Here is a 13,328-nt window from a genome sequence, read left to right on the forward strand (position 1 = left end):
AACAATGAAAATAATATAGACCAATAAAGTTTTTATAATCATAAATTCATTAAAACAAAGCTAGAAATTTATTGTATAATTGGATTGATTTTTTAAAATAGCCAAAGCTACCAGCCGTAAAGCCGATGACAAGTTGATATTGGTTGGCCGTTGATCATCAATTATGCGCACCAATTGGGCAAAGGGTATCTGTCTTAACCGTGCCTCACTCTTCAAAATATCTAAAAATGGATTTTCCAATGAAAAGCTGGTTGAATGGCCAGCTAAGTTTATCGATATTTTACGTAAAGTCGCATCTTGCCAATTGATACATTCATCAAAATTTGCATCAATTGGGTTATGGCTAGCAGATTGGGCTGCCCTCTTATTATCTGGCAACATAAGCAGTTTTCACGTAATCTACGCCTCACATAAAAATTCAATTCTTACTATCATCATGGTGCAAGCGATTATTGTCCAAGAATTGATCTGCCTTTTCATGGTGACGCTTATCAAAATTCTTTTCAATTTTCGTTCGCCCATGAATTTGGCGGTTTTCATCTGCTAATTGTTCTTTACTTTTACGCTCTTTTTGTTTTTTGAAAAGACGTAAATTAACAATATCACCCATAACCAATTGTCCAACTGCGATAAAACTCAATTAAACTCTATATGACCACAAAACTAATTATTTCTTACGAAAAGAATCAAGCGAAACAACATCGGCTGAAGCCTTTTCCTTACTTTCACTGGCAATATTATTTTCAGCTTTTTCTAATGTTTCAGTCGCAGGCTTTTCAGGTGCTTTAATAGTGATAACTGGAACAGTTACGCCATCTTCCTTTTCAATCATCACCTCCTCTTCATCATCATCAAGACTAGAGATAACCAATTCAGGAAGATCAAATGAGGCTTCAAATGCAGCCGCAGGATCATAAAAGCCCTGCACAGCAATAAAAGGAATTTTTATATATTCTGGCACATCGCCGAAAGATAAAGTGACGCTAAACTCTTTATCATCGACCTTTAAATCCCAAAACTGATTTTGCAAAACAATTGTCATCTGTTCGGGATAGCGCTCTTTCAAGCGCTTGGAAATTTCAACGCCGGGCATATTGGTTAAAAAGGTAATGAAAAAATGGTGTTCACCTGGCAAACCAGATTTTGCCACTTCGGTCAGTACACTGCGGATAACATTGCGTAATGCATCCTGCACAAGCACTTCATAATGGATACGATCTGTTGCCATTTGCGACTCTTCTTTCAAAACTTTTCCTGCCGAGTATATAGACAGAACATTGCATAATTAAAAATCTTTTTAAAGCGACAAATTATCTTAACGCACGTTTTTGTTAGCCGAAGAAAATCAAACTTTCAACTAAAAAGTACCGATTAAAATTTAGAGGTTAACTAAGTTATAGCTCTTTTTAAGGGTTGTTTATAGCAAATAATAAGGATAAATTTGCAACCATCATTAAAATGAAGATTTTTAAATCATCTATAAATAGGTTTACTTACCATCAGCATGTTTAAAGTCATTGACAATACATTTTAGACATTATCTCGCAAAAAGCAATTATATCAAATCAAGCATATTGATGGATAAACAATATCTAATATTAAAAATGAAGAATTTGAAAGTGAAGGCTTCTGTTGCCAGGTGCCTCCGAACCCCGCTTATACCTGCGACGGCATAAGACTTAATTTGAAGCTATCGCACTGCATTAAGCAGCGAGACGTGCCTCCGCGTAATTGTCATTTGCAACTACTACTTTAGCCCGATAACGGTGGTACAATGCCGAGTGAAAGATCAATCTTTACGCCCTTGTCGATCCTATTTCGCCCCCATCATAAAGCGGACAACAACCAAAATGCCAATTGTCCGATTTATGGTGGAGGCGCCGGGTACCGCCCCCGGGTCCAATAGGTTTATTACAAAGCCCATTTATCACCATAGCCCCTTATAGAGGCAATCTCTATATAAGAGAAAATTTAGGCAAAGAAAAGACCAAAGACAAAATTATTTTGAAGTCCTCAAATTTAGGTATATACTAGCGTAATTATTGGGTAACAGATGCTAAATCCTCGCGTATTTGCGTTAAAGCAAAACCAAGCAAATTCTCACCACGCCAAAATTTAGGGTTATCGACATTTTCATCCCTTTCTTGAAGCCCTATACCCCAAACCTTATCATAGGGACTTGCCTCCACCAAAATACGACTGCTTGTTGAAAGGATAAAATCCAATAAGGGCCTATTTTGCAAAAACTTATAATAATTGCCATTGCTCACAATCGAATATTTGAACCTATCCCAAACACTCTCATCAAATCCACGGACACCACGCCCCAAAGCCTTAATTGATTTTGGATCTTTGTTCGCCATAATCAATAGTCGCATGTCTTCATCACCAAATAGCCGCGCTTTTGCCGCCATCATATATTGCTCCATGCAGCAAAATTTTTCACCATTAATGGTAAATTCATCAATCCACCATTGGCTAAAACAAGATTTGGTTATAAGTGCATTGGCGGCTGGGCGATGCCCCCAAAAGAATAAGAACTTTTGTTTTTTAGCACTTTGACCAATTGTTTTAACAGTCAAATGAAATTTTCGAAATTTTTGCCAATTAAAAATCCTATAGTCATTATGAATGAGATAATCCTCATCATGATTTGAGCCGCCTTGTTGATAAATATTACGCAAGGGCAAAGGCGGATAAAAACGCTTTTCATAAGCTTGCCGCTGATCTATTGGTAAAGAATTCAACCAGCCAATAAACTCAACTAATTCTGCTTTGCAGCTCTCTTGCTCAAAAGCCATGCCTTTTTTGAGTAGCCATGGCGGTTGATTTACAAATGGCGACATAATTATTCCTATCTTTTCTTCAACCCACCAAATTTTAAAAGACAAATTTATAATAATTTATATGCGATACAACTATTTTTTTTAAGCTGATAGCTATTCTGATGGTAGCAGAATCGTATGAGAATATATAAAGTTTTGCAATCTTATAAATTAGAGTAAATGATTTCATGCAGACTTATCTTGATCTTCTTTCCCATGTCATCGATACTGGCACGGATAAATCCGACCGCACCGGAACGGGTACACGCTCAGTCTTTGGCTATCAAATGCGTTTTGATTTGAATGAGGGCTTTCCTCTTCTTACAACCAAAAAGCTGCATTTAAGATCAATAATTTATGAGCTTTTATGGTTTTTAAAAGGCGACACTAATATTGCGTGGCTTAAAGAAAACCGCGTTTCTATTTGGGATGAATGGGCTGATGAAAATGGTGATCTTGGTCCGGTTTACGGCTACCAATGGCGTTCATGGCCAGCACCCGATGGCCGCCATATAGACCAGATTAGCAATCTTATCCATATGATCAAGACCAATCCAGATTCTCGCCGGTTAATTGTTTCGGCTTGGAACCCTGCCCTAGTCGATGAAATGGCCTTGCCGCCTTGCCATTGCTTATTTCAATTTTATGTCGCAAATGGCCGTCTTTCTTGCCAGCTTTACCAACGCTCGGCCGATATTTTTCTTGGCGTTCCCTTTAATATTGCGTCCTATGCTTTGCTTACCATGATGATCGCTCAGGTAACGGGACTTCAACTGGGTGAATTTATCCATAGTTTTGGTGATGCCCATCTTTATTCCAACCATTTTGACCAAGCCAAAGAGCAATTAAGCCGCACGCCAACCGCTTTGCCAAAAATGCATATCAATAAAAATATCCATGATATATTTGCCTTCCAATTTGAAGATTTTACGTTGGAAGATTATATTGCCCAACCAACAATCAAGGCGCCAATTGCGGTTTAAAAGGTTATTAAATCATGGATATTAGTATTATTGTAGCAGTTGCGCAAAATGGTGTCATTGGTTTTGATAATGATATGCCTTGGCGGCTATCAACCGATTTAAAGCGTTTTAAAACCCACACCCTTGGTAAACCGATCATTATGGGGCGCAAAACTTGGGACTCGATTGGCCGGCCCTTACCGGGGCGGGAAAATATTGTTATTAGCCGTGATGCAAATTTTAAAGCAAGTGGAGCAACTAGCGTCACCAATTTTGATGACGCTAAAACTATTGCAATTGAAGCGGCAAAAGCTAGTAATATTAATGAGATTTTTGTCATTGGCGGCGGCGAGATTTTTAAAATTGCTATGCCTTTTGTCACCCGCATTTATTTGACTGAAATATTAAGCACTATTGATGGCGACACGTTTTTTGAACTTCCAGATTTAACCAATTGGCAAACTATTGAAACATTTGATGTTGCAGCAGGCGAAAAAGACAGCCACCCTACCCGCTTTACCATTTTTGAGCGATAGCTAAGCTTTTTAGACTACTTTGATTGAGCATGAACAAAATGGCGGATTGCGGTTGTTAAAAACACTGTAAACCCGCTAGCAATTGCTTCATAACGAGCAATAAAATCAGGATGATTTTCATAACTATCGGCCAGTGCAAGATAGGCATCATAAGGCGCTTCACAACGCCATTGTTTTAAGACCCACGCCCAATACTGAGAAATTAGTTTTTGAACAATTGCGGCATCAGGCTTTTGTTTATTTATAAAACTATTTGCAAGCGCAGTTTCAATAAACTGTAATTCTTGCATTGTTTCTTGATTAAAAATCTCGCCGTTGTTATTTTCTGGCATAGAATTTTTTATAATTTTTGTAGCCTCTTTGCCGTAATGTTCAATCAATTGGCTTTCATATTGAGCTTGTTTATCAGGCTCGATATAACCAGAATATAAATCTATTATTTTCAACTCTTTATCTCCTTCTAGTGCTTCAAGCGTTGCCTGAACGGATTGAAGCATTTTTTGAAAAGATGCTATTTTTTCAACCAGTAACTTCTTTTGCCCTTGCAATAGTTCAACTTGGTTATTTCCATCTAAAAGCTGTTTAATGGTTGCAAGGCTGAGATCCATTTGTCGATAAATTATAATTTGTTGCAAACGCACTAATTCATATTGGGAATAGAACCGATAACCATTAGCTCCCACATGGCAAGGCTTTAACACGCCAAAGGCATCATAATAATGTAATGTCCGTACCGACACCCCCGATAATTGGCCAATTTTTTTAACACTATAAAGCGCACAATCCCTTTTTACTTTTTTCATAAAAAGTCCTTAGATAAATAATAAACTAACGAAACCGATTTGGATTATATCTTGGCATAAGCTTGTTTTAATCGTAGTTTTTCACTGCATAAGCTTTTGTAAATGATGACGTAAGGTGAGAGTCAAGCATAAAAAAACACCCTTTCATAAAATGAAAAGGTGTTTTTAAATCTATTTTTAAGCTAGAGTTTTTATTTTAACTATTAGCGAACAAAATTATCTACAAGTAGATCTTTAACTTCTTTTACGCGTCCTTTTAAAACGGCTTTTACACCATAAAGCGCCATGTTTTTTACTTCACTAACGCTAACTTCTGGTGGCATAACCAATTCATAGCCACTAGTTAAAACGTCAAGAAGCGCAGGCCCATCATAGGCTAAAAATTCTTTTATGGCATTTTCAAGTTGCTCTGGCTTTTCAACGCGCCAAGCACCAAAACCAATAACTTCTGCCATTTTAGCAAAATCTGGATTTTTTAAATCCGTATATTCATTAACTAGCGATTCAGCCTTTTGCTCCAATTCAACGAAGTTAAGGGAAGCATTATTGAGCACAACAATTTTGACATTGATTTTTTCTTGCACCGCCGTCAATAATTCACCCATAAGCATTGAAAGACCACCATCACCAGAAATGGAAATGACTTGGCGATCGGGATAGGCTTTTTTAATGCCTAGTGCCTGTGGCATAGCATTTGCCATTGAACCATGTAAAAGGCTGGATAAAGTGCGCCGTTTACCATTGGTTTTAAAATGACGAAGAACCCAAACCATAGCAGTTCCGCAATCTGCTACAGCTACCGCATCATCATCAGCATGTTCGCTAATAAGGGAAACAAGACGCTGAGGATGGATAATTGACTTTGCTTCTTGAACCTCTTTTTCCTGTTCTTTTTTATGCTCCTCATTTATTTTCAAACAATGGTCAAGGAAATTAGCGTCGGATTTTTCTGCAACGATTGGCAATAATGCTTCAACGCTGGCTTTAATATCGCCTACCAAACCAAGCTCGACAGGATGACGATGACCAAGACGAGATGCATCTTCATCAATCTGGATTAATGTTGCCTTATTGGGATAAAACTGGCTAAAAGCAAAATCTGTACCAAGCAATAAAAGCGTGTCACATTCTTCCATCATGGTAAAGCAAGGCTTGCCACCTAACATACCTGTCATACCAATATCATAGGGATTATCATATTCGATGAAATCCTTAGCGCGGGTTGAATGACCGATTGGGCTTTTTAATTTTTTGGCAAGTGCAATCACTTCATCATGGGCGCCCTTTACACCTGCGCCAACAAAAATACCAACCTTTTTACCCTTGGCCAAAAGGCTTGCAACTTCAGAAAGTTCGCTATCACTTGGGCGAATAACTGGATGGGTACGATAGGTTTTAAATTGCGTTTCATTTTTAATAAAAGCCTCAGATATATCCGATGGTAAAATGATAACCGCCACACCTTTTTTAGCAATAGCTGCTTGGCAGGCTTGCGCAGTGATACGCTGGGCATCTTCTGGATTTAATACCTGCTCACAAAATACCGAGCAATGAGAATAAAGCGCACGAAAATCCACCTCCTGTGGATAGGCTGTACCTAAAGTACCACTTGCCAATTGGCTGGCAATCAATACCATTGGTGCGCGATTGCGATTTGCTTCAAAAATACCGTTAATAAAATGCAATGAACCTGGCCCACAAGAACCTGCGCAAGCAGCAATTTCACCAGTAATATAAGCATCAGCACCAGCGGCAAAAGCCCCAGCTTCTTCATGGCGCATATGCACCCAGCTAATTTTGCTTTTTGAAATCGCGGTTGTCACATAGTTTAGGGTATCGCCAACAATACCATAGCACCGCCGCACGCCTGCATCTTCCAGTGTCTTTACGACAATATCTGCAACTCTCTTGGACATAATGCAATCTCCTTGATTAGAGCGTTTTCCGAAAAGTGTGAAGCGGTTTTCGGACAAAAAACGCGATGTAAACAATGCATTAGAGCGCCGATCTGAGACAATCAGATCGAAATGCGCTCTAAATGGTGATATGCGCCATAAGCATATCGTGGCCATAGAGTGCTACAAATTTAAAAAAAGGAAACAGTAAAAATAGATTATCACGTCACTGTGAAAACCTTGCAACAAAAATGCAATATTTCAGGCAATATTAGAATGAAAATGTTTCTAAAATCAAAAACTCATAACTTTGTTTTATTTACGGCAAATATTTGACAATACTATGCTTGCCATTTTGCGATAAAATCTTCAATAACCATATTTTGCATATCAGGAATTGCTTCATAAAGCTTTTCCAATGGCCAATCCCACCATTGAAGTGCAAGTAAATCTTCAACTACGGGCTTTGAAAAACGCATTTTTATGCTTTTTGCCGGTACTCCAACCACAATTTCATAATCCCCAACATCTTTGGTTACAACAGCATTGGCACCAATCACCGCACCATGACCAATTTTGATATCTGGCATAATCACCGCGCCATGACCGATCCACACATCATGGCCAATTAACACTCTTTTATTTTGCCGCCGTGCACGAAAATCGCTATCGAGCGGCAAAAAACGGAAATATTCATTGGGGCGATAGCTAAATTTGTGAGTACTTAATCGCTCCATCGGATGTTCAAGGGCATTAATCCGCACATTGGCTGCGATTGAACAAAATTTGCCAATATCGGCATAAATCGCCTCGCCATTGCGTTCAAAATAGCTAAAAGCACCAAGATTTACATCGGTGAGCTGCACACGCTTGCCAATTTCACTATAGGGGCCAAGTTTTGTGCCTTTTAGCCGCGCGGTTGAGTGAATGCGCGGGGCCTTATCTTGAAACCGTAAATCAGCCGTTTCAGTCCCTATATCTTTTCCGATATCTTTCATAGTGCGACTTTTTATCTTTTAAAATTGGTTGAATAGCAATCAATGCATGCTTATAGTTATTTTAAATTACTCTAACAGGCAAACAGAGCCTTTTCATCCATAAATTGATGACGTTTTTTAAATTGATTTGTTAAAAAGCAAATTACAGTATTAAAATCAAGCATCGGTTTGCCGCAATTATAACTAGGTTATTCAATGAAAGCACTAACCAAATTTGCCATAATTACTGCCCTATTTTTTGTGGCAATATTTGCTTGGGCGCATTTTACCAAACCAAAACCCTTTGGTGATGATTTTAGCCTTACCGATTCCAATGGTAAGAGCGTTACGCAAGATGATATTCGTGCGCAACCATCAGCCGTATTTTTTGGCTATACGATGTGCCCCGATGTTTGCCCAACAACACTTTTGGATATTACCGAATGGTTAGAGGCTTTAGGCCCTGATGCGGATAAAATTAAAGTTTGGTTCTTTACCGTTGACCCAGAGCGTGATACGCCACAAGTTATGCATGATTATATTTCCAATTTTTCTGATCGTATTATTGGCATATCTGGCGATCCGCAAAAGGTACATGCAGCCATAAAGAGTTTTAATATTGTGGCTGAAAAAGTACCTGGCAATGATGGTGATTATACTTATGACCACACTGCTGCGGTTATCTTGCTTAGAAAAGGTGGGCGCGTTCGCACCACTATTCCTTACCAGCAAGATAAGGAAGTTGCTGTAGAATGGTTAAAAGAATTGGCAAAAAGCGCAGGAAACTAATATTTTGTCACAGATACGCCTATTTATAACCCATACAAAATTCGATGCCGAGGCAATCTATGCCAAGCTTGAGCCAGCTTTTGAAGAAGATGGCTTACCAATTTCTATTGCAGAAATTAATGAAGATGAAGAAATTTTCGAGGTTTCGCTTTATTGTGAAGATGATGACCTTGAGGATATGCGCACGCGCTTTGCCAATATTTTAAATATTGATGAAAATAGCATCACGGTTGAAATTTTACCTGAAATTGATTGGGTTCAACACAGCCTTGAAGGGTTAAAACCTGTACGTGCCGGCCGTTTTTTTGTGCATGGTAGCCATGACCGAGAAAAAATTGCCGCTAATGATATTTCCATTGAAATTGATGCAGGCCAAGCATTTGGTACCGGCCATCACGGCACAACTGCCGGTTGCCTTGAAATGATTGGCATGGTGATGCGCAACGAGCATCCACAAAACATTCTTGACCTTGGTACAGGCAGCGGCGTGTTAGCCATTGGCATGGCTAAGCTTTACCCCGTAAAGATTGTCGCCAGTGATATTGACCCGATTGCGACCAAGGTTGCTAAGGAAAATATTAAATTAAATGGCGTTGCATCGCGCATTGATGCGGTAACCGCAGCAGGTTTCCACCATCGTGAATTATTGATGCGTGCGCCATTTGACTTGATTGTTGCCAATATTCTTGCTCGGCCATTAATGATGCTAGCGCCGCGAATGTCACGGGCGTTAAAACCCAATGGCTCCATCATATTATCGGGTATTTTAGATAGCCAACGCGACCGTGTTCTTGCAGCTTATCGTGCACAGGGACTCTATCACCAATCAACATTTCACCGTAATGGTTGGGTAACACTACATTTAAAACGATAAATCAAATAGTAATTAATCCAAGCGATAAAGCCAAATCTTGCAAGGTGTAAAATGTTTCAGACCTTTGATGTTGCAACCAATCCTGACAATGGCAAGCCAAGACTGGCACTATTGCGTAAAGAAATGAGCCGCTTAGGGCTTAATGGCTTTATCATACCCCGCGCCGATGAGCATCAAGGTGAATATGTACCGCCACATGCGCAACGCCTTGCTTGGCTAACCGGTTTCACCGGATCGGCGGGAAGCGCACTTGTCTTGCAAGATAAAGCCTATATTTTTACCGATGGGCGTTATAGTTTACAGGTTCGCCAACAAACCGATAATAATGTTTTTGACTATGAAGATTTAATATCAAATCCACCATCAAAGTGGTTGAGTGAGCATGGCAAAGGTCTAACAATTGGCTTTGACCCTTGGCTCACCACTATTGCAGGAGCACGTCAGCTGCGTGAAGCTATGGCAAAGACTGCTGGCAATTTGCATAGTTTAGATTATAATCTTGTTGATGTCATTTGGGATGACCAGCCAGAGCCACCACTTGGCCGCGTGACCATTCAACCGCTTTCCATGGCTGGTAAAGAAGCAGATATTAAACTTGCAGAAATGCAGGAGGATATTAGGCAGAAAAATTGCACCGCCACTATTTTAACCGATCCATCATCAATTGCATGGCTATTTAATATTCGCGGAACAGATGTATCAAATACGCCATTGCCATTATCTTTTGCTTTTATATCAGCATCTAGTAAGCCCTATTTATTTATTGATCCAAGAAAACTCGGGGTCGAAGAAAAAGCCTATCTAGACCCGCTATGCCATATTGTGGCTCCAAGCCATATGATTGATAAATTGAAGGAAATTATTGCCGGCAATCAAATAATATTGCTTGATGCCAATTTATGTGCTGAAAAAATCCGCACACTTATTGAAGATGCTGGTGCAAAGATTGTTGAAGGGCAAGATCCGGCAAAATTACCAAGGGCAATTAAAAACGCAGTAGAACTAGAAGGCGCAAGACGGGCGCATTTGCGTGACGGTGTTGCCTTGGTTAGATTTTTCTCGTGGCTAAGCCGGCAAAGTGCAGGTACTCAAAACGAAATTTCCGCCGCTATTAAGCTTGAAGAATTTCGCGCAAAAACCGCAATTGAGCACCATTCTAAGCTTGAAGATTTATCATTTGACACAATTTCGGGCGTGGGCAGTGATGGCGCTATTATCCATTACCGTGTTAACACCAAAACCAACCGCAAATTAGAACCGCATGAATTATACCTCGTTGATTCAGGCGCGCAATATCGCGATGGCACCACAGATGTTACCAGAACCGTTGCCATTTGTGCTAAAGGCGGCAAGCCAGATGCAGAACAAATTCGCTGTTTTACACTGGTGTTGAAAGGCATGATCAACATGTCATTGGCACGTTTTCCTGCCCATTCACGCGGGGTTGATCTTGATATTTTGGCACGCAGCGCCTTATGGAAAGCTGGCCTTGATTATAAGCATGGTACAGGGCATGGTGTTGGCTCTTTTCTATCAGTTCATGAAGGGCCGCAAAGCTTATCACGCGCTAGCACACAAGAATTAATGGCAGGCATGATTATTTCCAATGAGCCCGGTTATTACCGCGAGGGAGCCTTTGGCATACGCATTGAAAACTTGCTTATTGTGCAAGATGCAGAACCAATTGATGGCGGCGAAATTGACATGCATAGTTTTGAAACCTTGACCCTATGTCCAATTGATCAAAGCTTGATTGATAGCACTATGCTCACTTTAGAAGAACGCCAATGGCTCAACGCCTATCATGCAAAGGTTTATGAAAAGCTTTCACCATTTGTAAGTGGTGACGATTTAGCCTTTTTAACCAGTGCCACAGCGGAATTATCATAACAGAGTTTTTATTTTGGTGCAGCGGCGCGGTTAAGCCGGTCATTAATTGCCTCACCAAGACTCGTCAACGGTATTGGTGCAACCGCAATGGAACTTGCGCCAACAAGATCAAGGCGCTGCATATAATCAAATAAATGCACTGCCGCTTCTTTTAAATCTCCACTTTCGCTCAAATTTAAAATGGCTTTTGCATTTGCCTGTCCCTTAATTGCTGCGTCACCAAAGTGTAAAAACGCTTCCCCTTCCATGACTTCATCAACATTTAAACGCATGGTTGCATTGGGCGCATAATGAGACTTCATCATACCCGGTGCTTCAATAGCTGCACCATGGTCCAATTGTTTCAATGGCCGCTTTATAATAGCCTCAATCGCTTCACGCTCTAAACCACCAGGGCGCAGTAAATAAACATCATCACCATCAACTTTGATAATGGTAGATTCAACCCCTACTTCACATGGACCTGCATCAATAATTAATGGCACACGACCTTGAAAATCATTTTCAACCGCAATAGCACTTGTTGGGCTAATTCGACCAGAACGGTTCGCACTTGGCGCTACAATAGGACGGTCAAGAGCTTGCACAATATCTGCAAAAATTCCCTTTGGGTTGCGCAAGGCAAGGGTCGATAAGCCGGCCGTTGCCAAAGGATGAATATTGTTGGTTTCTAACAAAGGTAAAACAAGTGTCAAAGGTCCCGGCCAAAATTCTTGCATCAACTTGGCTGACATATCATCAATTGCAACATAACGTGCTGCCATATCCATGGAGGCAACATGAGCAATTAAAGGATTAAAATGTGGACGACCTTTGGTAGCAAAAATTTCTGCCACAGCCTCCCCATTAGTTGCATCTGCCGCCAATCCATAGACTGTTTCAGTAGGTAGAGCCGCCAACTTGCCCTCACGCAAATGCGCAACGACTTGGTTTATAATAGTAGGCGATGCTGAAACAATCATGATATTTTAAACTTTTATAATAAAAAGATGAAGGATAATAATATTTTACTTAAGTTTTATTTTTAGATTTTTTAGATTTATAGCACAAGAACAAGAAATTTTAAAAGCCTGCTATTTAATATCCATATTTTTTATCGGCGCAAAACTATAGCGATGTAATTTTTTAACTGGCCCATGACTGCCAATGGCTTGCCGATGAGTGACAGTTGCATAACCGGCATGTTTTTCAAACCCATAATGGGGATGTTGACTGGCTGCTAAAATCATCATTTTATCACGCATTTCCTTAGCAATGATCGAGGCTGCAGCAATAGAGACGGAGCGTTGATCGCCTTTTACCCAAGAATCGGCAGCACAAGGTAAGCCATCAGGTATATCGCGGCCATCGATTAAAATATAATCGGGCTGTACTGCAAGGCCTTGGCATGCACGGCGCATGGCTTCAAGCGAAGCTTTACGTATATCACTAAGATCAATGGATAAAGCACTCACGCTGCAAATACTAACGCTAAAAGCGCTATCCAAAATTTGTTGATACAATTTTTCGCGCTGCTTATGCGACAATTTTTTAGAGTCATTGAGACCAACAGGGATATTATCTGGGTCTAAAATAACCGCAGCAGCAACTACTGGCCCAGCTAAAGGCCCGCGTCCTGCTTCATCAGTACCCGCAACAAATTTTGCCCCATGGCGCATTAAACGCTGCTCGCCAGAAAAATCTGGTTGCTTAGGAATATCAAATAAAAGCGGTAAAGGATTAATTTTTTTTGCCATAAAGCCTTGTGACATTACCGGCAAATTTGTGCAAGCATTTT

At 40.1% G+C, this 13,328-nt stretch carries 14 protein-coding genes and 1 other RNA gene; 5 read left to right on the top strand and 10 right to left on the bottom strand.

Annotated features, from left to right (window positions below; all coding sequences use genetic code 11):
* Nucleotides 1-60 precede the first annotated feature (60 nt).
* From H3299_RS09140 to H3299_RS09160, 5 genes are all read right to left on the bottom strand, one after another.
* Nucleotides 61-381 carry a ribbon-helix-helix domain-containing protein gene (locus H3299_RS09140; protein ID WP_182417372.1) on the bottom strand — a complete coding sequence of 107 codons (321 nt, stop codon included), beginning with the start codon at nt 379-381 and terminating at the stop codon, nt 61-63.
* Between the two features lie 37 nt (nt 382-418).
* Nucleotides 419-610 carry a DUF4169 family protein gene (locus tag H3299_RS09145; protein ID WP_182419723.1) on the bottom strand — a complete coding sequence of 64 codons (192 nt, stop codon included), beginning with the start codon at nt 608-610 and terminating at the stop codon, nt 419-421.
* A gap of 57 nt (nt 611-667) precedes the next feature.
* A complete protein-coding gene (locus tag H3299_RS09150; protein WP_182417373.1) occupies nt 668-1,228 on the bottom strand; it encodes an SspB family protein in 561 nt (186 codons plus the stop codon).
* A 390-nt stretch (nt 1,229-1,618) separates the two neighbouring features.
* Nucleotides 1,619-1,989: a transfer-messenger RNA gene (gene ssrA / locus H3299_RS09155) on the bottom strand.
* A gap of 50 nt (nt 1,990-2,039) precedes the next feature.
* Nucleotides 2,040-2,846 carry an NADAR family protein gene (locus tag H3299_RS09160; protein ID WP_182417374.1) on the bottom strand — a complete coding sequence of 269 codons (807 nt, stop codon included), beginning with the start codon at nt 2,844-2,846 and terminating at the stop codon, nt 2,040-2,042.
* Between the two features lie 167 nt (nt 2,847-3,013).
* Here H3299_RS09160 and H3299_RS09165 point away from each other — a divergent pair, with 167 nt between their 5' ends.
* Both H3299_RS09165 and H3299_RS09170 read left to right on the top strand, forming a co-directional pair.
* On the top strand, nt 3,014-3,808 hold the full coding sequence (locus H3299_RS09165; RefSeq protein WP_182417375.1) for a thymidylate synthase: 795 nt from the start codon (nt 3,014-3,016) through the stop codon (nt 3,806-3,808).
* A 14-nt stretch (nt 3,809-3,822) separates the two neighbouring features.
* A complete protein-coding gene (locus tag H3299_RS09170) occupies nt 3,823-4,323 on the top strand; it encodes a dihydrofolate reductase (RefSeq protein ID WP_182417376.1) in 501 nt (166 codons plus the stop codon).
* 14 nt (nt 4,324-4,337) lie between these two features.
* Here H3299_RS09170 and H3299_RS09175 read toward each other — a convergent pair whose 3' ends face one another.
* From H3299_RS09175 to H3299_RS09185, 3 genes are all read right to left on the bottom strand, one after another.
* Nucleotides 4,338-5,126, bottom strand: coding sequence for a MerR family transcriptional regulator (locus H3299_RS09175; protein WP_182417377.1), 789 nt, complete (start codon nt 5,124-5,126; stop codon nt 4,338-4,340).
* 203 nt (nt 5,127-5,329) lie between these two features.
* Complete coding sequence (locus tag H3299_RS09180; RefSeq protein WP_182417378.1) at nt 5,330-7,042, bottom strand: thiamine pyrophosphate-dependent enzyme; 1,713 nt, start codon at nt 7,040-7,042, stop codon at nt 5,330-5,332.
* Nucleotides 7,043-7,362: 320 nt separating this feature from the next.
* A complete protein-coding gene (locus tag H3299_RS09185; protein ID WP_182417379.1) occupies nt 7,363-8,019 on the bottom strand; it encodes an antibiotic acetyltransferase in 657 nt (218 codons plus the stop codon).
* A gap of 195 nt (nt 8,020-8,214) precedes the next feature.
* Here H3299_RS09185 and H3299_RS09190 point away from each other — a divergent pair, with 195 nt between their 5' ends.
* From H3299_RS09190 to H3299_RS09200, 3 genes are read left to right on the top strand one after another with little or no spacing between them, the layout of a single operon-like run.
* Nucleotides 8,215-8,787, top strand: coding sequence for an SCO family protein (locus tag H3299_RS09190; protein ID WP_182417380.1), 573 nt, complete (start codon nt 8,215-8,217; stop codon nt 8,785-8,787).
* Between the two features lie 4 nt (nt 8,788-8,791).
* Nucleotides 8,792-9,661: a 50S ribosomal protein L11 methyltransferase gene (locus H3299_RS09195; RefSeq protein WP_182417381.1), complete on the top strand. Its 870-nt coding sequence runs from the start codon at nt 8,792-8,794 to the stop codon at nt 9,659-9,661.
* Between the two features lie 51 nt (nt 9,662-9,712).
* Nucleotides 9,713-11,551, top strand: coding sequence for an aminopeptidase P family protein (locus H3299_RS09200; RefSeq protein ID WP_182417382.1), 1,839 nt, complete (start codon nt 9,713-9,715; stop codon nt 11,549-11,551).
* Between the two features lie 8 nt (nt 11,552-11,559).
* On the opposite strand, the gene H3299_RS09205 is transcribed toward H3299_RS09200, so the two are convergent.
* A complete protein-coding gene (locus H3299_RS09205; RefSeq protein WP_182417383.1) occupies nt 11,560-12,513 on the bottom strand; it encodes an L-threonylcarbamoyladenylate synthase in 954 nt (317 codons plus the stop codon).
* A 111-nt stretch (nt 12,514-12,624) separates the two neighbouring features.
* Entirely contained in the window at nt 12,625-13,287 is a 663-nt protein-coding gene (locus tag H3299_RS09210; RefSeq protein ID WP_182417384.1) for a ribonuclease HII, read from the bottom strand.
* Nucleotides 13,288-13,328 lie beyond the last annotated feature (41 nt).

This window comes from Bartonella sp. HY038 (genome assembly GCF_014117425.1).
Lineage (GTDB): Bacteria > Pseudomonadota > Alphaproteobacteria > Rhizobiales > Rhizobiaceae > HY038.